This window comes from Streptomyces xanthii (assembly GCF_014621695.1).
GTDB lineage: Bacteria > Actinomycetota > Actinomycetes > Streptomycetales > Streptomycetaceae > Streptomyces > Streptomyces xanthii.
In genome coordinates this window covers 2,532,007-2,555,470 of record NZ_CP061281.1, presented here as the reverse complement: position 1 = coordinate 2,555,470, position 23,464 = coordinate 2,532,007, and the positions used below count along the sequence as shown (strand labels likewise).

The 23,464-nt window shown below is 72.4% G+C and carries 19 protein-coding genes; 13 read left to right on the top strand and 6 right to left on the bottom strand.

Features of this window, described 5'->3' with window-relative positions; all coding sequences use genetic code 11:
- The first annotated feature begins 13 nt into the window (after nt 1–13).
- Nucleotides 14–790 (top strand): class I SAM-dependent methyltransferase, encoded by a 777-nt coding sequence (locus tag IAG42_RS11455; RefSeq protein WP_188336915.1) that lies wholly within the window; start codon nt 14–16, stop codon nt 788–790.
- 265 nt (nt 791–1,055) lie between these two features.
- On the opposite strand, the gene IAG42_RS11450 is transcribed toward IAG42_RS11455, so the two are convergent.
- The 3 genes from IAG42_RS11450 to IAG42_RS11440 are packed head-to-tail and all read right to left on the bottom strand — an operon-like array spanning nt 1,056 to nt 3,783.
- Nucleotides 1,056–1,817, bottom strand: a complete 762-nt coding sequence (locus IAG42_RS11450; RefSeq protein ID WP_317453357.1) for an amino acid ABC transporter ATP-binding protein — start codon at nt 1,815–1,817, stop codon at nt 1,056–1,058.
- Between the two features lie 8 nt (nt 1,818–1,825).
- Complete coding sequence (locus IAG42_RS11445) at nt 1,826–2,776, bottom strand: amino acid ABC transporter permease (RefSeq protein WP_188336914.1); 951 nt, start codon at nt 2,774–2,776, stop codon at nt 1,826–1,828.
- Nucleotides 2,777–2,817: 41 nt separating this feature from the next.
- Nucleotides 2,818–3,783: an ABC transporter substrate-binding protein gene (locus tag IAG42_RS11440; protein ID WP_188336913.1), complete on the bottom strand. Its 966-nt coding sequence runs from the start codon at nt 3,781–3,783 to the stop codon at nt 2,818–2,820.
- Between the two features lie 555 nt (nt 3,784–4,338).
- Between IAG42_RS11440 and IAG42_RS11435 the strand changes: the two genes are divergently transcribed.
- The 4 genes from IAG42_RS11435 (at nt 4,339) to IAG42_RS11420 (ending at nt 7,702) form a co-directional block, all read left to right on the top strand.
- Complete coding sequence (locus IAG42_RS11435; protein WP_188336912.1) at nt 4,339–5,553, top strand: NAD(P)-dependent malic enzyme; 1,215 nt, start codon at nt 4,339–4,341, stop codon at nt 5,551–5,553.
- 239 nt (nt 5,554–5,792) lie between these two features.
- Nucleotides 5,793–6,755, top strand: a complete 963-nt coding sequence (locus IAG42_RS11430) for a zinc-binding dehydrogenase (RefSeq protein WP_188336911.1) — start codon at nt 5,793–5,795, stop codon at nt 6,753–6,755.
- 108 nt (nt 6,756–6,863) lie between these two features.
- Nucleotides 6,864–7,073 carry a helix-turn-helix domain-containing protein gene (locus IAG42_RS11425; protein WP_188336910.1) on the top strand — a complete coding sequence of 70 codons (210 nt, stop codon included), beginning with the start codon at nt 6,864–6,866 and terminating at the stop codon, nt 7,071–7,073.
- The gene (locus IAG42_RS11420) at nt 7,073–7,702 is read left to right on the top strand and encodes a Clp protease N-terminal domain-containing protein (protein ID WP_188341317.1); all 630 of its coding nucleotides are present in this window, start codon (nt 7,073–7,075) and stop codon (nt 7,700–7,702) included. Before IAG42_RS11425 ends, IAG42_RS11420 begins: the two co-directional genes overlap by 1 nt.
- A 21-nt stretch (nt 7,703–7,723) precedes the next feature.
- On the opposite strand, the gene IAG42_RS11415 is transcribed toward IAG42_RS11420, so the two are convergent.
- On the bottom strand, nt 7,724–8,938 hold the full coding sequence (locus IAG42_RS11415) for a PadR family transcriptional regulator (protein WP_188336909.1): 1,215 nt from the start codon (nt 8,936–8,938) through the stop codon (nt 7,724–7,726).
- Nucleotide 8,939: 1 nt separating this feature from the next.
- Nucleotides 8,940–9,824 (bottom strand): DUF4097 family beta strand repeat-containing protein, encoded by an 885-nt coding sequence (locus tag IAG42_RS11410; protein ID WP_188336908.1) that lies wholly within the window; start codon nt 9,822–9,824, stop codon nt 8,940–8,942.
- Between the two features lie 191 nt (nt 9,825–10,015).
- On the opposite strand from IAG42_RS11410, the gene IAG42_RS11405 reads away from it, so the two are divergent.
- Nucleotides 10,016–10,870, top strand: coding sequence for a hypothetical protein (locus tag IAG42_RS11405; RefSeq protein WP_188336907.1), 855 nt, complete (start codon nt 10,016–10,018; stop codon nt 10,868–10,870).
- Between the two features lie 166 nt (nt 10,871–11,036).
- On the opposite strand, the gene IAG42_RS11400 is transcribed toward IAG42_RS11405, so the two are convergent.
- Nucleotides 11,037–11,219 carry a DUF6104 family protein gene (locus IAG42_RS11400; RefSeq protein ID WP_018571400.1) on the bottom strand — a complete coding sequence of 61 codons (183 nt, stop codon included), beginning with the start codon at nt 11,217–11,219 and terminating at the stop codon, nt 11,037–11,039.
- Between the two features lie 197 nt (nt 11,220–11,416).
- Between IAG42_RS11400 and IAG42_RS11395 the strand changes: the two genes are divergently transcribed.
- The 7 genes from IAG42_RS11395 (at nt 11,417) to fxsT (ending at nt 23,462) form a co-directional block, all read left to right on the top strand.
- Nucleotides 11,417–11,866, top strand: coding sequence for a CU044_2847 family protein (locus IAG42_RS11395; RefSeq protein WP_223205947.1), 450 nt, complete (start codon nt 11,417–11,419; stop codon nt 11,864–11,866).
- Nucleotides 11,866–13,986 (top strand): VMAP-C domain-containing protein, encoded by a 2,121-nt coding sequence (locus tag IAG42_RS11390; protein WP_188336906.1) that lies wholly within the window; start codon nt 11,866–11,868, stop codon nt 13,984–13,986. Before IAG42_RS11395 ends, IAG42_RS11390 begins: the two co-directional genes overlap by 1 nt.
- 85 nt (nt 13,987–14,071) lie before the next feature.
- Nucleotides 14,072–15,088 (top strand): AAA family ATPase, encoded by a 1,017-nt coding sequence (locus IAG42_RS11385; RefSeq protein ID WP_188336905.1) that lies wholly within the window; start codon nt 14,072–14,074, stop codon nt 15,086–15,088.
- A 343-nt stretch (nt 15,089–15,431) separates the two neighbouring features.
- The gene (locus IAG42_RS11380; RefSeq protein WP_188336904.1) at nt 15,432–18,677 is read left to right on the top strand and encodes an SAV_2336 N-terminal domain-related protein; all 3,246 of its coding nucleotides are present in this window, start codon (nt 15,432–15,434) and stop codon (nt 18,675–18,677) included.
- 67 nt (nt 18,678–18,744) lie between these two features.
- Nucleotides 18,745–19,125: a hypothetical protein gene (locus tag IAG42_RS11375; RefSeq protein ID WP_188336903.1), complete on the top strand. Its 381-nt coding sequence runs from the start codon at nt 18,745–18,747 to the stop codon at nt 19,123–19,125.
- A gap of 22 nt (nt 19,126–19,147) precedes the next feature.
- Nucleotides 19,148–20,365 carry an FxsB family cyclophane-forming radical SAM/SPASM peptide maturase gene (locus IAG42_RS11370; protein WP_394811283.1) on the top strand — a complete coding sequence of 406 codons (1,218 nt, stop codon included), beginning with the start codon at nt 19,148–19,150 and terminating at the stop codon, nt 20,363–20,365.
- 139 nt (nt 20,366–20,504) lie between these two features.
- Nucleotides 20,505–23,462 carry an FxSxx-COOH system tetratricopeptide repeat protein gene (fxsT, locus tag IAG42_RS11365; RefSeq protein ID WP_188336902.1) on the top strand — a complete coding sequence of 986 codons (2,958 nt, stop codon included), beginning with the start codon at nt 20,505–20,507 and terminating at the stop codon, nt 23,460–23,462.
- Nucleotides 23,463–23,464: the final 2 nt, after the last annotated feature.

The following is a 23,464-nucleotide window of genomic DNA, read 5'->3' as shown; positions in this document are numbered from 1 at the left end:
CTGGAGGGCTTTCATGACCGACGTGACCGAGACCGCCGCCGAGGGAACGACCGACTGGCGTGCCTGGCAGGACAGCTGGGACCGGCAACAGGAGTGGTACATGCCGGACCGCGAGGAGCGGTTCCGGGTGATGCTCGACATGGTCGAGGCCTTCGCGGGGCCCGCGCCCCGCGTGCTCGACCTCGCCTGCGGCACCGGCAGCATCACCGACCGCCTCCTGAAGCGGTTCCCGGACGCGACCAGCGTCGGCGTCGACCTCGACCCGGCACTCCTCGCCATCGCCCGCGGCACCTTCCAGGGGGACGAGCGGGTCTCCTTCGTCACCGCGGACCTCAAGGACCCGCGCTGGACGGAGGCGCTGCCGCACACGACGTACGACGCCGTGCTCACCGCCACCGCCCTGCACTGGCTGCACTCCGAGCCTCTCGCCGCCCTGTATGGCCAACTGGCCCCGCTCGTCCGGGACGGCGGGGTGTTCATGAACGCGGACCACATGATCGACGAGACGACGCCGCGGATCAACGCCGCGGAGCGGGCGTCGCGGCACGCGCGCATGGACCGGGCCCGGGGCGAGGGCGCGGTCGACTGGGCCGAATGGTGGGCGCTGGCCGCGGCCGACCCCGTCCTGGCCGGCCCCACGGCCCGGCGGTTCGAGATCTACGGGGAGCACGCGGACGGGGACATGCCGTCGGTGGCCTGGCACGCGGGGGCGCTGCGCTCGGCGGGCTTCGGTGAGGCGCGGGCCGTCTGGCGGTCGCCGTCGGACGCGCTGGTCCTGGCGGTGCGGTAGGGGGTGCCGGGTTTCGGGTGCGGGTCCGGTGGGGGCTGGTCGCGCAGTTCCCCGCGCCCCTGAAATGCATGGCGCTTCGCGCCGCATTTCCCCGATGGGGCACCGCCCCCGATGGACATTGCGCACGAAGTGCGCATCTCCAGGGGCGCGGGGAACTGCGCGACCAGCCCCCACGCACCCGCAGACGAAGTGAGAAGGAAAGGGGGGCGCCCCGGGGTCGTGACCCCGTAGCGCCCCCTTTTCGGCTGTTGCCGTCCGTCGGGGGTCAGAGGACCTTGGACAGGAAGGACTTGGTGCGGTCGTGCTGGGGGTTGGTCAGCACGTCGCGGGGGTGGCCGGACTCGACGACGACGCCGCCGTCCATGAAGACGAGGCTGTCACCGACCTCCCGGGCGAAGCCCATCTCGTGGGTGACGACGATCATCGTCATGCCCGATTCGGCGAGGTCGCGCATGACGTCGAGGACGTCACCCACCAGCTCCGGGTCGAGCGCCGAGGTCGGCTCGTCGAACAGCATCAGCTTGGGATCCATGGCCAGCGCGCGGGCGATCGCCACACGCTGCTGCTGACCGCCCGACAGCTGCGAGGGATAGTTCTTCGCCTTGTCCCCGAGACCGACCCGCTCCAGGAGCTCGCCGGCCCGCTTGCGGGCATCCGCCCTCGACTGCTTCTTGACCTGGACCGGCGCCTCCATGACGTTCTCCAGCGCCGTCATGTGGGGGAAGAGGTTGAACCGCTGGAACACCATGCCGATGTCCCGCCGCTTCAACGCCACCTCCCGGTCGCGCAGCTCGTACAGCTTGTCGCCCTGCTGGCGGTAGCCGACCAGCTCACCGTCCACGTACAGACGGCCGCCGTTGATCTTCTCCAGGTGGTTGATGCAGCGCAGGAACGTGGACTTGCCCGACCCGGACGGGCCGATCAGGCAGAACACCTCACCCTGCTTGACCTCCAGGTCGATGCCCTGCAGGACCTGCACCGCGCCGAAGGACTTGTGGACGCCCTCCGCCTTCACCATCACGTTCACGTCGCCGCTCACGCGCCCACCGCCTTGGACCGGTTCGACAGCGACAGCATGTTCGCCTTCACCTTCTGCCACGGCGTCGCGGGCAGCTGACGGGACGTGCCGCGCGCGTAGTACCGCTCGATGTAGTACTGCCCCACACTCAGGATCGACGTCATGATCAGGTACCAGGCCGCCGCCGTGAAGTACATCTCCACCGGCGAACCCGACTGCTGACCGATGTCCTGCGCGTAGCGGAACAGCTCGTTGAACTGCACCGCCGCGACCAGCGACGTCGTCTTGAGCATGTTGATGAACTCGTTGCCCGTCGGCGGCACGATCACCCGCATCGCCTGCGGGATCACGATCCGCCGCAGCGTCTTCGAGTGCGACATGCCCAGCGCGTGCGAGGCCTCCGTCTGGCCCTCGTCGACCGACATCAGACCCGCACGGCAGATCTCCGCCATGTACGCGGCCTCGTTCAGCCCCAGACCCAGCAGCGCGGTCAGCAGCGGCGTCATGAACGAGGACCAGTAGTCCTTGTAGATCGGACCGAGGTTGATGTACTCGAAGACCAGGCCCAGGTTGAACCAGATGAACAGCTGGACCAGGACCGGCGTCCCACGGAAGAACCAGATGTAGAACCAGGCGATCGAGCTGGTCACCGGGTTCTTCGACAGACGCATCACGGCCAGCGTGATACCGCCCACGACACCGATCAGCATCGACAGGACCGTCAGCAGCAGCGTCTTGCCGACACCCGTCAGGATGCGGTCGTCGAAGAAGTACTCCGGGACCGTGCTCCACTGGATCTTGCCCTGCCCGAAGGCATAGATGATCGAACCCAGGAGCGCGAGCGCGACCACCGCGGCCAGGTAACGCCCGTAATGCCGCACCGGAATCGCCCTGATGGCTTCCGGCGCGGTCGTGGGCGGCGGCGTGTCCTCGGGGCCGCCGCCCGTCTTCTCGATGTCAACAGACACGGATCTTGCCTTTCAACGACTTCTACGACCGAGGTGCGTGGTCACTTACCGCCGTTGACGGTGGCTTCCTTGACGGCGCCCGCCTCGACGCCCCACTTGGCGATGATCTTGTCGTACTCGCCGCTCTTGATGATCGCGTCGAGCGCGTCCTTGATGGCGTCGCGCAGCTGGGTCTGGTCCTTGGAGACGGCGATGCCGTACGGGGCCGCGTCGACCTGGTCGCCGACGATCTCGAAGGCCTTGCCGCCGCCCGTGGTCTTGACCGCGTACGCGGCGACCGGGAAGTCGGAGGAGCCGGCGTCGGCGCCGCCCGAACGCAGGCGGGTCTGGGCCTGCTGGTCGTCGTCGAAGGCCTGGATGCCCAGCGTCTTGCCCTTGGGGCACTTCTTGGCCTGCGCCTTGGCCAGGTCGTGGGAGACCGTGCCGCGCTGCACGACGATCTTCTTGCCGCACAGGTCGTCCCAGGTCTTGATGCCCTGGGTCTTGCCCTTCGGCGTGTAGATGGAGACGCCCGCGTTGAAGTAGTCGACGAAGTCGACGCCCTCGCCGACCTTCTTGCCGGTGTCCGAGTCGACACCCTCCTGACGGTCCTTGGTGTCCGTCATGGCCGACATCGCGATGTCGTAGCGGTTCGAGCGAAGGCCCGTGACGAGGGTGTCGAAGGTGCCGTTCTCGAACTCGAACTTCACGCCGAGCTGCTTGCCCATGGCCGCGGCGATGTCGGGGTCGATGCCGATCGCGTTGCCCGACTTGTCCTTGAACTCCACCGGGGCGTAGGCGATGTCCGAGCCGACCCGGATGACGCCCTTGTCGCGGATCTCCTTGGGGAGCTTGTCGGCCAGCGGCGCGTTCTTGGTGGAGGCGGTGCCGGAGCCCGCGTCCTTGTCCTTCGTCTGGTCGCCGCAGCCGGTCAGCAGCAGGGTGCCGGCGACCGCGATCGCGCCGATCGCGGCTATCCGGGACTTCGCGGACGTCGCGGTCGTGCGGCGGGTGGTGCTTGCGGTCATGCTTGGTTCCTCCGGCAGGGTGAGGGAAAAAGCCGTGTGGTCGCACATGTTGTCGAGCGTCGCGACCTCGCGTGGTTACGGCATCTTGCCATTCGGACTGCCCGATTCAGGGGGTCTGCGATGTCAAAATCGGATAACGGGTCGTCCAAGATCGCAACAGGCGGGCGCTACAGGGGGCATGGCGCTGGATCTTCTGCCGCTCCGCGGCCCCGGAACCGAAGATTCTCCGGTGGATCGCCCTTCGTCTCACCATTCGGGCGACCCCTCGCCCGCCTCGCGTTCGACTTGTTGAATTGTCCAGACATTCGGCTATGAGTCATGTCACCGAGGCGTGATCGATCACGTACGGGGTCGTCCGTGGCCCCGTCAGTCAGGTAAGAAGGTTCTTTACACCCCTCATCCGGGGCACAGGGCGCGCGTGCGGCGCGCCCGTCGTGTACGCACCCGCACGGCCGGTCACAAACGGACCGGCCGGGTCGTACGCGGTCCCGCCCGTTCCTCACCAGGAGCGGACCCACCCTCAACTGAAGCAATAAGACTTAAGGGGTCAGAAAAGTGGCAGCGGAGATCGTCAATCCTCGCAGCGACGCCAATACGGGCAACGAGGGCACTGACGAGCCCTTCGACCCGGCATTCGCGCTGCACCGCGGCGGCAAGATGGCCGTGCAGGCCACCGTGCCGGTCCGCGACAAGGACGACCTGTCCCTGGCGTACACGCCCGGCGTCGCGAAGGTGTGCAGCGCCATCGCGGAGAAGCCGGAGCTCGTCCACGACTACACGTGGAAGTCGAACGTCGTGGCGGTCGTGACCGACGGTACGGCCGTCCTGGGACTCGGTGACATCGGTCCCGAGGCCTCCCTCCCGGTGATGGAGGGCAAGGCCATTCTCTTCAAGCAGTTCGGTGGCGTGGACGCCGTGCCGCTCGCACTCTCGACGACCGACGTCGACGAGATCGTCGACACCGTCGTGCGCCTCGCCCCGTCCTTCGGCGGCGTCAACCTCGAGGACATCGCGGCTCCGCGGTGCTTCGAGATCGAGCGCAAGCTCCAGGAGCGGCTCGACATCCCGGTCTTCCACGACGACCAGCACGGCACCGCCGTGGTCACCCTCGCCGCGCTGAAGAACGCGGCGAAGCTCAGCGGGCGCGAGCTCGGCGAGCTGCGCGGTGTGATCTCCGGCGCCGGTGCGGCGGGCGTGGCGATCGCCAAGTTCCTGCTCGAGGCCGGTCTCGGCGACGTCGCCGTCACCGACCGCAAGGGCATCGTGAGCCGCGACCGCGAGGACCTCAACCCGGTCAAGCGCGAGCTCGCCGAGATCACGAACAAGGCGGGCCTGTCCGGCACGCTGGAGGACGCCCTCGCGGGCGCCGACCTCTTCATCGGCGTCTCCGGCGGTACGGTCCCCGAGCCGGCGGTCGCCTCGATGGCGCCGGGTGCCTTCGTCTTCGCGATGGCCAACCCGAACCCCGAGGTGCACCCCGACATCGCCCACAAGTACGCGGCCGTCGTCGCGACCGGGCGTTCGGACTACCCGAACCAGATCAACAACGTGCTGGCCTTCCCGGGCATCTTCGCGGGCGCCCTCCAGGTGCGGGCCACGCGGATCACCGAGGGCATGAAGATCGCCGCCGCCGACGCGATCGCCGACGTCGTGGGTGACGAGCTCGCCGCCGGTTACGTGATCCCGTCGCCGTTCGACGAGCGGGTGGCCACGGCCGTCACCGCCGCCGTGGCCGCCGCCGCGCGCGCCGAGGGCGTCGCCCAGCGCTGACGCTGCCCGCGGTTCTTTTCGTGTGGTTCGGTCGAGGCCCCGCTCCGGCGGGGCCTCTTCCGTGTCCGCAGCCGCTTCCTTGCCGGTGTCTGCGACCGCTCCCGCTTCCGTGCCTGTTCCCGTTCCGGTTTCCGTACCCGGAACCGTCTGCTTGATCCCTTCGGGGCGTTGCGCCAGAGGACGTGTGTCACAGGGCGGGACGGTTCCCCGGCCGGGGCGCTGGGCCTATCGTCGGGGCCATGTTCGCCGCCTACGCTGCCCGTATCGACCGTGATCAGCCGCTGAACGGACTGGAGCTGGGGGAGCGGCCCGCCCCCGCCGACCGGCCGGGCTGGACCACCGTGAACGTCAAGGCCGCCTCTCTCAACCATCACGACCTGTGGTCCCTGCGCGGGGTCGGACTCGGCGAGGAGGCGCTGCCCATGATCCTGGGCTGCGACGCCGCCGGGATCGACCAGAACGGCAACGAGGTCGTACTCCATTCGGTGATCGGCGAGACCGGTCACGGGGTGGGACCGCGCGAGCGCCGGTCCATCCTCACCGAGAAGTACCAGGGCACCTTCGCCGAGCAGGTCACCGTGCCCGAGTGGAACGTGCTGCCCAAGCCGAAGGAGCTCTCCTTCGAGGAGGCCGCCTGCCTGCCCACCGCCTGGCTGACCGCGTACCGGATGCTCTTCACCAACGCCGGGGTGCGCCCCGGTGACTCGGTCCTCGTGCAGGGCGCGGGCGGCGGTGTCGCCACGGCCGCGATCGCGCTCGGCAAGGCGGCCGGGCTGCGGGTCTTCGCGACGAGCCGCGACGAGGCCAAGCGCAAGCGGGCCCTGGAGCTCGGGGCCGTCGAGGCGCTGGAGTCCGGGGCGCGGCTGCCGCAGCGGGTCGACGCCGTCATCGAGACCGTGGGCGCCGCGACCTGGTCCCACTCCGTGAAGTCGCTCCGCCCCGGCGGCACGCTGGTGATCTCCGGCGCGACCAGCGGCCCCAACCCGCCGGCCGCCGAGCTCAACCGCATCTTCTTCCTGGAGCTCAAGGTCGTCGGCTCGACGATGGGCTCCAAGGACGAGCTGGAGGACCTGCTGTCCTTCTGCGCCGCGACCGGCCTCCGTCCTGTGATCGACGAGGTCCTGCCGCTCGACCGGGCCCGCGAGGGCTTCGAGAAGATGGCGGGCGGCGACCTCTTCGGCAAGGTCGTCCTGACCGTCTGACCCGATCGGGTCCAGGGAGGGGAAGGGGCGCCCGGTGGGCGCCCCTTCTTCGTGCCCGTCGTGTCAACTGGGGTTGACGGTCAGGTGGTGTCAACTTACATTGACACCATGACCGAGGCAACGGATCTCGCCGAGCAGGCGGGCGCCCGCGACCCGCGGGTCGGATTGCGGGCGGTCGCCGCACTGCGGCGACTGCTGGAACAGCTGGAAGCGGTACAGGTGCGTAGCGCGCGTCGGCAGGGCTGGTCGTGGCAGGAGATCGCGGCCGAGCTGGGCGTCAGCCGGCAGGCCGTGCACAAGAAGCACGGGAGGCGATGATGTTCGAACGGTTCACCAAGGGCGCCCGCGATGTCGTGCGCGGCGCCGTCGACAAGGCCGAGCAGGAACGCGCCCCGCAGGTCGACGAGGGGCATCTGCTGCTCGCCCTCCTGGAGGCCCGTGGCACCCGGGCGGCCTTCGCCCTGGGCGCGCTCGGCGCCGCCACGGACGCGCGGCGCGCGGCGATCGGGCAGGACCTGACCTCGGCGCGGCGCCGGGCCGGACTCTCACAGGCGGACGCCGAGGCCCTCGCCGGGCTCGGCATCGACCTCGACGAGATCGTCTCCCGAGTCGAGGAGACCCATGGCGTCGGCGCCCTGACCGGTGGGCGGCGGCTCGGCGGACGCCGCCCGTTCACCAAGGAGGCCAAGGGCGTCCTGGAGTCCTCCCTGCGGATCGCCCTGGCCCACCGCGACCGCTCCATCGGTGACCAGCACCTCCTCCTCGCCCTCGCGACCCGTCCCGGCACGCCCATGGAGGTCCTGGCCGCGCACGGCGTGACCGTGTCCGGGGTGGAACGGGTCCTCTACGGCTCCGACTCGGACGCGGCCTCGGACCCGGACGCAGACTCGGACTCGGACCCGGACTCGGACGGGGGCGGGGACGGGCGCGGGGAGGCGGCGAGCTGAGGCCGCCTCACCCTTCCTCTCCTACCCTCGCGGAGCCCTGAGCGCCGCCCCGATGTGGGCCGCCGCCTCCGAGAGTCTGCGGCGGGCCTCCTGGAGCTGAGTGGGGGAGACGCCGTGGTCGCGGGCCGCGTCGCGGATGTCGTCGCGGAACCGGTCCAGGAGGCGGTCCAGGTCGCGGGCCGGATCGCCGGTGCTGTCCTCGGCCGTGGCCCAGGACGGGATGTACTCGACCGGGATCTCCTCCGAGGCCGGACGGTACGTCGGACCGGCGCCGCCTGAGCGCGCGGAGCTGTCGGACCCGGCCTCGGCGTCGGACCCCGCCCCACTGCCGGTCCCGGCGTCAGAGCCTGAAGCCGCACCGGCAGCCCCGCCCGCGCCTCCGGCCGAGCCCGAGCCCGCACCGGCAGCCCCGCCCGCGCCTCCGGCCGAGCCCGAGCCCGCACTCTCCTTGCCGTCCGGCGCCTCCCCCTGAGGCCGCGGTCGGCCCGATTCCTTACCGAAGGTCTTGCCGAACTCGCCGAACTCCCGGGCCAGCTCGGACAGCCCCTCGCGGACCCCCGTCGGCCAGTCGCCCCGCGCGAAGTGGTCCTGCACCCGCTTGGCCATGCGCTGGAACTCCTCCTGCGCCTGCGCCCGCACCTTGTCCTGCGTCTCCTTGGCCTGGCGGCGCGCCCGCTGGGCCTCCTCGCGGGCCCGGCGGCTCTCGTCCTTCGCGCGCCGCGCCTGCTCCTTCCACTCCTGCTTGGCCCGGCGCAGCTCCTCCTTGGCGGCGCGCCAGGACTCGTGGTCCGTCACGTCCCCCAGTCCGCCGAGGCCGATCCCCGGTCCGGCCCCGGTGCCCGGGGCGCCGCCGGCCTTCGATGTCGCGGCCCGCACCTCGCGGCGCAGATCGCCCGCCGCTCCCCGTACGTCGTCGCGGATCTCGGCGGCCAGCTCGGCCACGGACTCGCGGATCTCCAGCTCCAGGTCGGCCAGCTCCCCGCTGCGGTCGGCCAGCTCGGCCCGGCCCGCGTCCGTGATCGCGTAGACCTTCCGGCCGCCCTCGGTGGTGTGGGTGACAAGCCCCTCGGACTCCAGCTTGGCCAGCCGGGGATAGACGGTGCCCGCCGACGGCGCGTACAGCCCCTGGAAACGCTCTTCGAGGAGCCGGATCACCTCGTAGCCGTGGCGCGGCGCCTCGTCGAGCAGCTTCAGGAGGTACAGGCGCAGGCGGCCGTGGGCGAAGACGGGGGGCATGTCAGAGCACCTTCTTGTCAGCGTCGCCGGTGTCGTCGGCGGGGGTGTGCGGCCCGGTCTCTCCGTCGAACGGGTCGTCCTCGCCCGGAGGCCGGCGCAGCAGCGCGATGGAGCCGGAGACCGTGGTCGCCTTGAGGCTGCCGGTGCCCGCACCGAGCCTCCCGGTGATCTTATGGGCGCCCCACTGGCCGGAGACGCGCAGGCCGTCGAACGCGTTGGACACCGCGCCGCTCGTCGTGTTCGCCTCCACCTGCGTGTCCGCCGGGTGCGGGATGCGGATGGCGATCTCGCCGGACACGCTGGTCAGGCTGACGTCGGTCGGGCCCGCCGGGTCCAGGTCCACGATCATCGCGCCGCTGACGGTGTCCGCCTTCACGAAGGAACCGGAGCCCTCGACGACCGTCAGATCGCCCGAGACCGAGTTGAACCGCAGGTCGCCCGTCACCGCCTGGGCCTCCACGCTGCCGGAGACCGTGCTCGTGCGCACCGGGCCCGTGACGCCCACCAGCGTCGTGTCACCGGAGACGCCCTTGATCTCCGTGTGCCCCTCGATGCCGGAGACCACCGCGCCGGCCCCGACCACGCCCACCTCGACCCTGGACCCCGTGGGCACGGTGAGGGTGACGACCGCGCTGCGGTGCCAGCCTCTGCGGTCGAGCCATTTCAGGAAGCCCTTCCAGGGCAGGTCGTCGTACGCGACCGACAGGACCCCGTCCCGCTGGGTCACCATCAGCGGCGGTCCCTCGATCTCCGAGACCTCCAGGCGGGCGGTCGGGTCGTCGGTGCCCACCACGTTCACCGTCCCGTTCACCACGCGCACATGCAGCGCCCTCACCGGCTCGTCGAAGACGAGCTTCTGCGGCTCCGCGACGGACCACTCGGGCATGGTGCGACCTCCTCCACCGTGAACGCGCCATATCGCGTCCTCTGTCAAACACGATATATCGCGGATACGGGAAGTCAAGACTGTCGCGGCAGAGCTCCGCCGGGCTCACCCGCACGAGCGACGCCTCCCCGCCCCACCCGCCCGGCCGCCATTTCTGGCCGAACCCTGACAAATTGACCTAGCGTGAGCCCATGTCGTCGTCCCCGGAACCCGCCGGAGCCCTGCTGCTGTGCCGCGCCGAACCCGCCGTGGTCGGCCCCGCCGCCCATCTTCTGCGCCGGCGCATGCTCCTCGCGCAGGCCGGCCGCGGCTGGAGCGTCCTCGTGCCGGAGACCAAGCCCTGGCTGGACGGCGCGGACACCGTAGACGCCGCGGGCGCCACCGACGGCACCGGTGAACCGATCGAGCGGATCCTCGGCGGCTGGGCCGGCGCCCTCGCCGTCGGCGCGCCCTGGCCGGCCCTCGCGCTGTGGTGGGACGCGGACCGCAGCGGCTTCACGCTCGCGTCCGGATTCCGCCGCCCCGTCGGCTACGTGTGGCTCGCGAACGGCACCCCGGCCGGCGAGGACGAGGCCATGCGGACTTTCGCCGCCCGCCTCGGCCTCGACCCGGTGCTCGACATGCAGTCGCTCGACGCGCTCACCGAACCCGACAGCGCCTCCGACGCCCGCGCCCGGATGCTCGGCCTGCTCGCGGTGCTCAGCCGCACCGGCCTCGCCCTCCCCGCGGGCCTGGCCCCCGGCGAACCCGCCGACCGGCTCCGCGAGGCCGCGCGGAGCCGGCCGGACGCCGAACCCGTCTCCTGGTCCGGCTGGCGCGACGCGATGCACGCCGAACTCGACGTCGTCGAGGGCACCGGCATCGGCCCCTGGCTGCGCGGCCCCAAGGCCCGCTGCCTCGCCGCCGCACAGCTCGCCGCCGGTCTCCCGCTCGCCCTGCACGGCCTGCGCCGGCGCAGCGGGGGCTGGCTCACGGCGGGCGCGGTGCTGCTCGCGCACGGCGCGCTCGGTCTCGCGTACGACCGGATGCGCTCGGCCCGCGACTGACGCCCGCCCGGCCCCGTACCCGCCACCGGCGGCCCCGTACCCGCCACCGGCGGCCCCGTACCCGCCACCGGCGGCCCCGTACCCGCCGCCGACGGACCCCTGCCCGCCGCCGACGGACCCCTGCCCGCCGTCCCGCTCCGCGCCCTGCCTCGCCCCTACTCCTCGTCTACTCCTCGTCCTCGTCGTCGTCCAGCCGCGCCAGCCACGTGGCCAGGCGCTCCACCGGCACCTCGAAGTCCGGGTTCAGATCGACGAACGTCCGCAGCTGCTCGGCCAGCCACTCGAAGGTGACCTCCTCCTCGCCGCGCCGCTTCTCCAGCTCTTCGATGCCACGGTCGGTGAAGTACAAGGGGTGCTCCGTGCTGCTCGTCCTGCTCGTGGTGCGTTGTCCCTGCCAGGATAGGCGCGGCCCGGCGGGTCACGGACGGGCACCGGGCGACGACCGTGCGCTCTCGCCCCGGCCGCCCCCGCGAGCTAGCCTGATGACTCATCAATACCGGTGGGGCGTACGGGACATGGTGCGCCGCGGCGACGGGGGAGTGCGCCATGGGGGACGCGATACGGCCGGTGCGGCTGCCGGACGGCACGGAGGTCTGGGTCCGGGCCTCGAACCTGCCGCGCCTCGGCGGGCAGGACGACTACGACGACCTCTACGAGGACGTCGGCCTGTGGGAGAACGTGGTCACCCGCGTCGAGGGCCTCAAGGAGACCGTCGAGGGCGTCGCCCGCTCGGTCCGTACGGCCACGGCCGCGGTCGCGCCGGACGAGACCGCGGTGACGTTCGGCATCGAGGTCAGCGCCAAGCCGGGCAAGGCCGTCGCGGTGCTCGCCGACGGCGAGGCGAAGGCCAATCTGTCGATCACCCTGACCTGGCACCACGCCGACCGCCGGGCCGCCCGCCGCGCCGCCGCCGACACCGACGCGGGCCCGGCACCCGTGCCGGGCCCCGCCCCGGGCGACGGTGCCGAGGAAGGCGACAGCCGGGCCGGGGCCTGATGGCGACCCCTCCGGACCGCGGAGAGCTGTGGCAGCTGACCGAGGAGGCGACCGTAGGGCTCGGGGCTCCGCCACCCTCCGACGACGGATTGCCGATCGTCGCCCAGCGCGGCTCGCGCGCCCTGTGGGGCAGCGGCTTCCTCGTGGCCCCCGGCTGGGTGCTGACCTGCGCGCACGTGCTGGTCGACGGGCCGGGGCGGCGGGCCCGCCGCGCCGTGCGCCCCGACGGCACCGACGTCGGCGTCTACGTGGACGGACGGGTGCTGCGCGGCCGGGTCGCGTACTCCATGCCGCTGCCCCGGGCCGCCCGCTCCGGCCCGCACGGCCCCGACAGCGCCACCGACCTCCTCGTGTCCGAGGCCGACATGGCGGCCCCGGCCACCGACAGGAGCGGCCCGGACCTGGCGCTGGTCGCCCTGCTCGACCCGATGGACCGGGAGCGCTGCGCGTGGCTCACCGACCGGCCGCCGGGCGAGTTCGGCAGCGGCGGCATCGTCGGCCGCTTCGCGCACCCCTCCGGCGTGCCCGGCCACAGCGAACCCGAGAGCCTCTCCTGCGGCTACGGCGGCACGACCGGCACCCGGATCAAGTTCGAGCTGCGGGCCGACATGCGCCCCGGCACCTCCGGCGGGCCGCTCGTCGACCTGGAGCGCGGCGAGATCGTCGGTGTCGTCAAGGCGCGCTTCCGCGAAGGCGGCTCCGGGATCGCCGTCGCCGTGAGCGGCCTGCGCGCGCTGACCGCCGCCGCGCACCTCGACGGCGCCCCCGACCTCGGCCCCGACCCGTACGAGGAGCTGATGCGGCGCCACGACGACTGGCACTGGCACCGCCAGCACCCCGAGCACGGCAACGGCGAACCCACCTGGGTCGACGCCCAGCGCGCCCTGCCCAGGCGGCGCGGCTCCTGGGGCGTGCTCGACCGCCTGGAGGCCCTGCACCAGCTCGGCGCGATGCCCCCGCCCAGCACCTCCGCGACCGTGCGCGAACTCGCGGCCGAGGCCCTGGACCGGACCGTGGCCCACTCCGTCGCCCCCGTCGGCTGGCGCGACGGACTCGGCATGCTGCACGGCTTCGGCGGCGAGGGCGACCTCGCCGTCCACCTCAGCTACCTCGTCCTCGTGGCGAAGTGGATCTCCAAGCACTCCGCCGAACCGGAGGCGGCGGCACGCGCGCGTGAGCTCTACGAGTCCGTCATGAAGCGCGGCCACGCCCTGGACGCCAAGCAGCGCGGACAGCTCGGCACCCTGCGCCCGCGCCCGCGCGCCGTCCTCCTGGAGTTCGACCACGCCCCCTCCACCCCGTACTTCGACGAGGGCGAGGAGGAGGTGCAGCAGTACGTCTGGTCCCTCTACAAGGGCTACGAGGACGGCCGCTGGGAGCTCGCCCGGACGCCGCCCACCGACGGACAGCCCTTCGCGCAGGCCCGCGAGAGCGCGCTCGACGCACTCGTCGGCGTCCTGGAGGCCGCCGACGCGACCCGGGCCGACGACGATCCCGTACCCCTCGAAGTGGCCCTGCCCGGCACCGAGTTCGCCGCCGCCGTCGCCGAGTGGGAGATACGGGAGGACGCCCGGCCCAGCGCGCCGCACAGCCCCATGGGCATCGACCGGCCCGTGATGCTGCGCGACATCGAGCGCCGCGCCCAGCTGGTCGACGCCGCCGACGTCGCCGAACAGTGGCGCGCCCGCTGGCGCGGACTGCACCGGGCCGAGCGGCTGCGGCTGCTGCGCCCCGCGGGCCCGCCGGCCCCGCTGCGGCGCGCCCAGCTGAAGAGCGCCCCGCACGACTCGGTCCCGGTGCTGTGCCAGCGCGTGACGGCGGGCTCCGGCCACGTCGCGGTCCAGCGCGCGGTCGGCCTGGGCTACCCGGTCGCCCTGTGGCGGGCCGACGGACACGGGGACGAGGACGGCTGCGGCGACGCCTGCGACGGCTTCCACGAGGGCGTCACCACCCTCCTCGACCGCCCCGGCGAATCCGTCCGCACCCTGCCCGGCCGCCTGTGGAAACTCCGCAGCGGCGCGTCCGGCACGGACTGGCTGCGCGGCCTGATCCTCTTCTACGACAGCCCGGACCACCCCCTGCCCACCGCCTCGGCCCGGCCCTTCGAACCGCCTCCGTAGCGATGCCTTCACGCCGACTTGAATCCGATGGGAGGGCCCGGCGGGCCCGGTATTTTCGTGGCAGCCTGTCGCGGAGGGGGCCTTCATGAGCGAGTGGCTGATCTACCGGGGCGCCGGAGCCCCGCACGACGACATCGAGCGGCTGCCCCCACCGCCGCCCTGGCGCGATTTCGACGGCGCCCCCGCGCTCGCCTCGCCCGGCGAGCTGGACAGCGCCTCGGTCCGCCGGCTCGGGGTGCGCAGCCGCCAGGCGCAGATGCACCGGCCGGGCGCGGAGGAGCGCGAACTGGTCAACGCCGCGCTCTACCTGCGCAGACCGCTCCTCGTCACCGGGCAGCCCGGCAGCGGCAAATCGACCATCGCGCACTCCGTCGCGTACGAGCTGAAGCTCGGCCGGGTCCTCACCTGGCCGGTCGTCAGCCGCAGCATCCTGCGCGAGGGGCTCTACCAGTACGACGCCATCGGCCGCCTCCAGGACCTGCAGATCCGCACCGCGCTCGGCGAGGACAGCGCCGCCGGTATCGCGGACGTCGGACGCTACATCCGGCTCGGCCCGCTCGGCACCGCGCTGCTCGCCTACGACCGCCCGCGCGTCCTGCTCGTCGACGAGCTCGACAAGAGCGACATCGACCTGCCGAACGACCTGCTCAACGTGCTGGAGGAGGGCGAGTTCACCATCCCCGAGCTGGAGCGGATCGCGGACGTCGCCCCGGACGTCGAGGTCCTCACCCACGACGGCGCCAAGGTGACGGTCCATCACGGCCGGGTGCGCTGCCGGGCCTTCCCGTTCATCGTCCTGACGAGCAACGGGGAACGCGACTTCCCCGCTCCGCTGCGCCGCCGCTGCATCCAGCTGGAGATGACCCCGCCCGACGCCGAACGGCTCGCGGGCATGGTCCGCGCCCACTTCGGAGAGGGCGCCGACGACGAACACGCCGCGCTCATCGACCAGTTCCTCGACCGCGACCCCGGTGACGTGCTCGCCGTCGACCAGCTGCTCAACGCCATCCACCTGGTGCGCCAGACGGGCTGGGACACGGACAGCGCCGCGCGCGCCCGCCTGTCGGGCGAACTGATGCGGCCCCTCGACCGGACGCGGTGACCGGGTGCCCGCTCCCGAGCTTCCCGACCCGCACGTTCCCGACCCGGGGACTCCGGACCGCGAGGCCCCGGCCCCGCCAGTGCCTGATCCGGAGGGTCCGGGCCGGGAGGGCTCAGGCTCGCCAGTGCCTGATCCGGAGGGCTTGGGTCGGGAGGTCTCCGGCTCGCGGGCTCCTGATCAGGAGGTCTCCGACCGGGAGGTCTCTGATCCGGATCGGGAGGTCTCTGATCGGGATCGGGAGGTCTCTGATCGGGCGACCCCTGGCCGGGCGGCCCCTGGCCGGGCGGCGACGCCCGGCTCGCCGGCTCCCGCCCCGGCGACCCCTGGCCGGGGGACCCCGGGCGTGCACGCCCCCGACCCCGTGACCCGCCTCGTCCGCGCCCTCGCCGAGGCCGGCACCCCGCTCGACACCCGGGAGCTCGCCGACGCCCTCTGGCTCGCCCGGTGGACCGCCGGCACGGCCCGGTCCCGCACCGGACCCCGGCCCTCCGCCCCCGCCCCGAGCGGCCCCGAACCGGACGCCGAACCCCCCGCCCGGCCGGAGGCACCCCCTCCGCACCGGTCGGATCCGGCCAAATCCGCGGACCCGCCCGCGACCGCCCCGCGGCCCGCCCCCGTCACCCTCGCCGAACTGCGCCCGGCCGCACCCGACCCGGCCCCCGCCGGCGCCGCACCCCGCGCCGCCGCCGTGTCCGGGCTCCCCGCCCTGCCCGCGCTGCGCCGCGCCCTGCGCCCCCTGCGCGCCTACCGGCCGCCCGGCCTCTTCGCGCCCAGCGAGCTCGACGAGACCGCCACCGCCGAACTCACCGCTACCGTCGGCCTGTTGAGCCCCGTCCGCAGGCCCGTACGACGCCGCACCGCCGACCTCGTCCTGCTCATGGACGGCGCCCCCGCCATGGCCGTCTGGGACGGACTCCTCGCCGACCTGCGCCGCGCCTGCGTCCAGGTCGGCGCCTTCCGCGACGTCGTCGTGCAGTACCTGCACCCGCTCGGCGCCGGCCTCGGCGTCACCGCCCGCCCGGGACTCGGCCACGTCCTGCGCCCCGCCCAGGAGGTCACCGACCCCTCGGGGCAGCGCGTCCACCTGCTGCTCAGCGACTGCACCGGGCCACTGTGGCGCGACGGCACCTTCCAGCGTCTGCTGCGCGGCTGGGTCACCGGCGCTCCGCTCGCCGTGCTCCAGCCCCTGCCCCAGCGCTTCTGGCAGCGCACCGCCCTGCCCGCCCGCACCGGAACCCTCACCCGCCGCCAAGGCCCGTACAGCCAGCTGGAGTTCAGGGAGCTGAGGCGAGGCGCGAGGACGGTGGCCGGACCCTACGTCCCCGTCCTGACGCCCACGCCCGCCGCACTCGGCACCTGGTCGCGGCTCGTCGCGGCCGAGAGCGGACTGCGACTGCGCGGCGCCGCCGCACCGCTCGACGGCGCCGCCCGGATCCCCGTACCGGACACGGACGCCGGCGGTCACGAGGAGGACGAGGCCGAGCGGCTGCTCGTGGAGTTCGACGAGACCGCCTCGCCCACCGCCCGCGACCTCGCCGTCCACCTCGCCGCCGCCCCCCTCGCCCTGCCCGTCATGCGGCTGGTCCAGCGCACCATGCAGCCCGGCACCGGCCCCGCCGAACTCGCCGAGGTGCTCCTCGGCGGCCTCGTCACCCAGCGCCCGCCCGGCGACGGGCCCGGCCGCGAGCAGGAGGCCCGCACCGGCCCCTGGTTCGACTTCAAGCCCCGCGTCCGCGCCCTGCTCCTGAAGCGGCTCAGCGCCGGCGAGGCCGCCCTCGTCCTCAAACACTGCGCCCTCTACATCGAACGCACCTTCGGCCGCGCCGCCCGCAACTACCCGGCCGCCGTCGTCGCCTACCTCGAAGGCACCGGACGCCGCCCCACCGGCGGCACCGGCAGCGTCCCCGAACCCTTCGCCACCGTCTCCGACCTCGTCCTGCGCCACTTCGAACGCGGCCTCGCCGAACTCCCCGGCGCCCTCGAACTGCCCGGCCACCCGCTGCGCGCCGCCGAACAGCGCCTGCGCCGCTACGAGAGCGACGGCGGCGCCGACGACCTCCTCGAAGCCCTGCGCCTGCTGCGCACCCCCCGCGCCACCGGCCACCCCGACGGCGGCCGCCTCTACGCCCGCGCCCTGCTGCACGCCTGGCAGCAATGGCGCGACCCGCGCCGCCTCGCCGAGGCCGAGGACGTCGCCCGCCGCGAGGTCGACACCCTCGTCGCCCGGACCGAACCCGACCCCGAGGCCCTCGGCGCGGCCCGCATCGCGCTCGCCCGCGTGCTGCGGACCCGGGGCGAGGAACGGATCGCGGAGGCCGCACGCCGCCGCCCGCCCGAGTCCACCGAGCTGCGGGAGCACGGGGAGCACCTCGTCGACGAGGCCCTGGCCCAGCTCGAACTCGCCCTCTACCTTCCGGGCCTGACCGCCGCCACCCGCCTGTCCTGCGCCGTGCTCCACACCGCCGTCGTCGACAGCCGCCTCGACCGCTCGCCCGACGACGACCTCACCCACCTCGACCGTTCCGTCCGCGTCCTGAGCCGCCTCACCGAGCGCTGGCCGGACGGCAGCCCACCCGCCGAACTCTGGTTCGCCCTCGGCCGCGCCCTGCTCCGATGCGCCCTGCACGCCCTCCCCGACTCCGCGGAACGGCGCCGTCTCGCGATGCGGGCGGCGGCGGCGCTCACCGCGGGAGTGGAGCGCGTCGGGGGCGCGGACGGCGCGGCAAATCCCCTCGCCCGGGTCCTCCTCGACCTGGCGACCTCACATGCGCTGAGCGATGCTCCGTTCGCATCGGAGTCAGAGAGGGCAGTCTTGAAGCGAGCCGCCGACGCGGCACGGACCGAGAGCGACACCCCGCTCGAGGCCGCGGCGCGCGGACGACTCGCACTGCTGATGTGGAACAGCGACAGAGACAGTGACAGCGACCAGGCGGACACCGACGCGGCCGAGGCGGAGATGAAGCGGGCACTGAGTCTGTTACGACCGGGCGACCCCCAGCGAGCCGAGCTGCTCGTCTCGTACGGGCAGATGCTGCTGGAGTCCCAGCGCGCCCACGACGAGTCCGAGGACCCCAACCGGGTCTCCGAAGCGGTCAACAGCCTGCGCGAGGCCGTGGCCGACACCGCGCCGAGCCATCCCTCGGCCGTGGAACGCCGCCTCCTGCTGGCGGCCGCCCTGCGCCGGCGCTACGGCGCGGAATCCATGATCGCCGACCTGTACGAGGCCTGCTGGACCCTCGACCAGGCACTGAGGGACACCGAGGTGCCGGCCCTGCGCGCCGCCGCCTGGCTCGAACTCGGAGGCCTGCACGGGCTCCTGGCCCGGCACACCCGGGAGCGCGAGGAGTGGGTCCGGGCCGACGAGGCGTACGCGCGCGCCGCCCAGGAGGCCGAGGCAGCCCGCGATCCCCGCACCGCGGCGCGGGCCCTGCACGGCCGCGCCGAGGTCCTGGAGTTCCTCGCCGGCCCCACCCGCGCCCTGGCCCTCTACCGCGCGGCCCGCGAACGCTGGGCCCGCACCCCGGGGGCCGACCCGACCGAGGTGCGTCGCACGGATGACCGGATCCGGCGGCTGGACGGCACGCAGTGACCCCCCGGTGTTTTCCTCACCGGGCCCCGGGGCATGCCCGCTTAGCCGATTGTCACGAGGAGGCGATGTGCTGAGCCCGGCCGCGAGCGAGCCCAGTGGGTCCCTGCCGGATTACGCGGGGCTGGACCTGGCGGAGCTGCGGGGGCGGAGCGATCATCCGGTGCTGGGGGCGGTGATCGAAGGGCTGATCGCGCGGCCCAGGGTCGCGGAGCAGACCGTCGCGGTCTACATGGACGCCGCGGACGACCCCGCTACGGGCGAGACCCTCCCGGACTTCACGGGCCTCGGTCTGGCTGACCTGCGGCGGCGCAGCGATCACCCCGTCCTGGCGACTGTGCTCGACGGGCTGATCGCGCGGCCGAGAAGCGTGGAGCGGACGGTCGCGGTGTACGGGGACAGTGCTCCTTCTCCGCCGTCGGCGGTCGGGACTCGGCGTGAGCACCGGTGATCTGCACGGGCCGCGGACAGATTTGCCGGCCCCTTGGCCGCTTCGGGACCTGGATGTTCCGGCCCTACGTCGCGCCGGCATCGCGCCCGTGCCGTTCCGCCAGTTCGTCCTGAAGGTGCACAGCCGCTGCAACCTCGCCTGCTCGTACTGCTACATCTACGAGGGCGCGGACAGCAGTTGGCGGGACCGCCCCACACGCGTTTCGGACGCGATCATGAAGCGCACGGCTGAGCGGATCGCCGAGCACGCCCGCACCCATCGACTGCCCTTAGTCCGAGTCGACCTGCACGGCGGCGAGCCGCTGCTCGGGGGCGCCGCACCGCTGGTGCGCTATGTGGACGCCGTGCGTGAACTGGCGCCCCCGGGGTGCCGTGTCGAGGCCGGAGTCCAGACCAACGGAACACTCCTGACCCGAGCCGTCCTAGCCGAGCTGGGCGCGGCGGGCATCCGCGTAGGCCTGAGCCTCGACGGCGGCACCGCGCAACACAATCGGCTTCGTGCCTTTAAAGGAGGCCGAGCCTCCTGGCCCGCGGCCCTTCGCGCGGCCAGACTGCTGGCGGACCACCCCGACGTCTTCGCCGGGATCCTGTGCACGATCGATCTGGGCAACGATCCGGAAGACGTGCTGAGCTCGCTCCTGGCGATGGACCCGCCCGGCCTCGACCTGTTGCTGCCCCACAACAACTGGACCACCCCGCCGACGGGTGTCGCGCCGGCCGACCCCGGAACGCTGCGCTTCCCCCACCGCAGACCCACCCCGTACGGGGACTGGCTCTCCCGGACCTTCGATCTGTGGTGGGAGCACCGGGGTCCGACCGTGCGGGTCCGGCTGTTCGCCGAGATCATCGCGTTGCTGCTCGGACAGCCCAGCGCCACCGAGGTGGTGGGCCTCTCACCGGTCGCCGCGGTCGTCGTGGACACAGACGGGGCGATCGAACAGGTCGACTCCCTCAAGACCACGTACGAGGGAGCCCCTGTCACGGGCTTGGACGTCCACCGCAACAGCTTCGACGAGGCGCTGGAGCACCCGGGGGTCGCAGCCCGCCATCTGGGCCGTGACGCCCTGAGCGGTGAGTGTCGCTCCTGCCCGCTGGTGGATGTCTGCGGCGGTGGCAACTACGCCCATCGCTACCTCGCCCACAGCGGATTCCGTCATCCCACGGTCTACTGCGCCGACATGGCCCGCCTCATACGCCACATCTCGACCCGACTGCTGGCCGAGATCGGTACGTCGCCCTAGGCCTTTCCGGCCTAAATGGCCGATGGACGACGGTTCGTCAGAACTGCTGTGTCCTGATGAATTACGGTGCCAGCAGCCCCCGATCCACCACGCACGCCCATCGTTCGCAGTACCGCCAGCGGGACAGGGAGACGGTCGCATGGCCGAGTTCATCACCATCAGTCACGCCGGATCCAGCCGTCCCTGGGCGGCCTGGATCGCGCATCAGCTCGAGCGGGAAGGCATCGGGACTGCGATGCTGCGCTGGGATCCCGAGCTGGAGACGTCTCTGGTCGATGCACTCACCGGTCTGCTCGAGGCGCCGGGCAGGGTTCTGCTCGTACTCGACGACTGGTACTTCGGGCTCGGACCGCGACCAGCGGGGGAGTGGACGGAGGCCCTGCGTGAAGTGGTCACGGCGCACTCCGACCGCTTCATCGCCGTCAACATCGCCAACGGCGCCCTGCCCGCCGCCACCGCGGCCCTCGCCCCCGTCAGCCTGCTCGGCCTCAGCGCCCGGGAGGCCGGCCGCCGCCTGATGCGCAGGGTCGGCATCGACCGGCCGCGCGCAACCGAGGAGTCGGACGGCGGCCCCCGCTTCCCCAACGACGACCAGGCCCAGTGGAACGTCCCGCCCCGCAACGAGCGCTTCACCGGCCGCGACGAGATCCTCGAACGCATCCACTCGGTCTTCCTTGACAGCGAGGGCGAGCGCTGCGTTCTGCGCGGCATCTCAGGGGTCGGCAAGACCCAGATCGGCCGCGAGTACGCGTACCGCTTCCGCAACGAGTACGACATCGTCTGGCAGGTCAACTCCGGCTACCCGGGCACCGCGCGTGAGCAGCTCGCCGAACTCGCCACCCGGCTCAAGCTTCCCGCAGGCCGTGAGACCGGTGACCGGATCCGCGCGGTCCAGAGCGCCCTGCGCAGCGGCACCCCGTACCGGAACTGGCTGCTCATTTTCGATGGCGCCGACAACGTGGACGGCATCGAGAACCTGCTTCCCGACGGACCGGGACACGTCCTCATCACCACGCTCACCCGGGACTGGTCGGCCTTCAGCCGCACCCAGGAGATCGAGGTACACCCCTTCACCCGGCGGGAGAGCGTCGCCTTCGCCTGCCGCCGTGCGCCACGCCTGACCACGGAGCAGGCCGACTCCCTGGCCGCCGCGGTGCAGGACCTTCCGCTCCTCGTCAACCAGACGGCGTCCTGGCTCGCCATCAACGAGACGATGCCCGTCGAGCCGTACATCGACAGCATCCTCAGCGGTCGGCCCAACGAGTTCGGGCTCAGCTTCGTCGACGACGACTATCAGAAGAGCGTCTGGACCAGCTGGTCCCTCACCCAGAACATGCTGCGCGAGAAGCACCCCGACGCGGCCGAACTCCTCAAGATCTTCGGCTTCTTCTCCCCGGACGCCATCCCGGTCGGTCTGATCCAGTCAGCCCGCCCCGGCGACCTGCCCGCGCACCTGGAAACCCTCACCGCCGACCCCATCGGCTGGCACACCAACCTGCGCCGGCTCAACGAGGCGACCGCGGTCATGCGCATGGACTACCCAGCCTCGGAGACGCGGGTCGATCAGGGCGTCGAGAGCGTCCAGATGCACCACCTGTACCACAGCTACCTGCGCACCGGTATGCCCGAGTCCGAGCGGGAACAGGCCGCCTCCGCAGCCTGCCGGGTCCTGGTCAGCGCATCACCGCGCAACCCCAACGACACCCGCCTGTGGGAGCGGTACGCCCAGATCATCCCGCACCTCGACCACGCCGGAGTCTTCGACAGCGGCGACCGCGACGTCCAGTCTCTGATCCTGGACTGCATCAACTACCTGCGCGTACGCGGTGAGTACTCGGCCGGGCTCGAGCTGATCCAGAAGGCCCTGCCGCGCTGGCAGCAGCGCTTCCAACGGACCGACCGAAGCCTGCTGCTGCTCGACTACTACCACGCGATCATGCTGCGCAGGGTCGGCCGCTACCGCGAGGCAGAGGCCGCGGGACGCAACTCCGTGGCGCTCTTGCAGGAGCACGCACCCGACAGCAGTGAACTCCTCCTCGCCAAGCAGGGATTGGGTGGATCCTTGTGGGCGCTCGCCGCGTACGGAGAGGCGCGCGACCTCTTCAAGGAGGTGTGGGACGCCTATCGCGACATCCTCGGCGAGCAGCACCCGCACACTCTCGATCAGCAGCACAACTACTCTGCGGTCCTGGCCCAGTTGGGGCACTACAAGGACTCCCTGGAGCTGGACCTTGCCGTGTTGCAGGCCCGCGAGCGCGTTCTCAAGCTTCGCCACCCGGCGACGCTGGAGAGCGGCACCATCTGCGCCAGCCTGATGCGCTGGCTGGGACGCTACGCAGAGGCGTTGGACCGTCAGAAGAAAACTGTGGGTCTGCATCACCAGATCATGGATCTGCACCACCCCCAGACCCTCCGTGCCGAGCACAACCTCGCGCTCTGTCTGCGCCGCTCAGGCGAGTACCAGCAGGCCGATTCCCTGATGCAGACCGTCCTTGTCCGCTCCGAACAGGTCCACGGCCCCGAACACCCGGACACGCTCGCCGTTCTCGCCGACTACGCCACTCTCCAGCGCTCGCACGGAGACCCGGGCCGAGCCAGGGAACTCGCCGAGCGCGCCGCGGCCGGCCACACCACCCTGCTCGGCGACGGGCACCCGTTCTCCGCCGGAGTCTCCGGCAACCTGGCCCTCGTACTGGCCGAGTTCGGCGAGCGGGACGAGTCGCTGCATCTGTCCGAGCGAGCCCTGTCCCGGATGCGGGTCGCCATGGGGGAGCGGCACCCGTGGACGGTGGGCTCGGCGCTCAACACCTCCGGCGCCCGCGCCCTGGCCGGTGACGTCGACGGTGCCGCCGAGCTGAGTCTGGAGGCCGCCACCGGTGCCGAGGCGGTGCTGGGGTCCCGGCACCCCCTGACCCTCTCCGCCTGGGCGGCCCACGCCACCGACCTGCGCCTGCTGCGGCGCGGAAAGGAAGCGGGGGAGAAGGAGCAGGAAGTGATCCGGGTGCTCGCCGAGACACTGGGCGACCAGCACCCCCACACCGTCAGCGTCCGCCGCCGCCAGCGCCCGTACTGGGACTTCGAACCCCAGCCGGTCTAGCG

What these genes read in the sequence shown, in the direction of transcription:
- IAG42_RS11420 (WP_188341317.1), top strand. Translation starts at nt 7,073, where the DNA reads ATGTTCGAACGGTTCACCAAGGGCGCCCGCGATGTCGTGCGCGGCGCC.
- IAG42_RS11405 (WP_188336907.1), top strand. Translation starts at nt 10,016, where the DNA reads ATGTCGTCGTCCCCGGAACCCGCCGGAGCCCTGCTGCTGTGCCGCGCC.
- IAG42_RS11415 (WP_188336909.1), bottom strand. Translation starts at nt 8,938, where the DNA reads ATGCCCCCCGTCTTCGCCCACGGCCGCCTGCGCCTGTACCTCCTGAAG.
- IAG42_RS11455 (WP_188336915.1), top strand. Translation starts at nt 14, where the DNA reads ATGACCGACGTGACCGAGACCGCCGCCGAGGGAACGACCGACTGGCGT.
- IAG42_RS11385 (WP_188336905.1), top strand. Translation starts at nt 14,072, where the DNA reads ATGAGCGAGTGGCTGATCTACCGGGGCGCCGGAGCCCCGCACGACGAC.
- IAG42_RS11410 (WP_188336908.1), bottom strand. Translation starts at nt 9,824, where the DNA reads ATGCCCGAGTGGTCCGTCGCGGAGCCGCAGAAGCTCGTCTTCGACGAG.
- IAG42_RS11395 (WP_223205947.1), top strand. Translation starts at nt 11,417, where the DNA reads ATGGGGGACGCGATACGGCCGGTGCGGCTGCCGGACGGCACGGAGGTC.
- fxsT (WP_188336902.1), top strand. Translation starts at nt 20,505, where the DNA reads ATGGCCGAGTTCATCACCATCAGTCACGCCGGATCCAGCCGTCCCTGG.
- IAG42_RS11425 (WP_188336910.1), top strand. Translation starts at nt 6,864, where the DNA reads ATGACCGAGGCAACGGATCTCGCCGAGCAGGCGGGCGCCCGCGACCCG.
- IAG42_RS11390 (WP_188336906.1), top strand. Translation starts at nt 11,866, where the DNA reads ATGGCGACCCCTCCGGACCGCGGAGAGCTGTGGCAGCTGACCGAGGAG.
- IAG42_RS11430 (WP_188336911.1), top strand. Translation starts at nt 5,793, where the DNA reads ATGTTCGCCGCCTACGCTGCCCGTATCGACCGTGATCAGCCGCTGAAC.
- IAG42_RS11440 (WP_188336913.1), bottom strand. Translation starts at nt 3,783, where the DNA reads ATGACCGCAAGCACCACCCGCCGCACGACCGCGACGTCCGCGAAGTCC.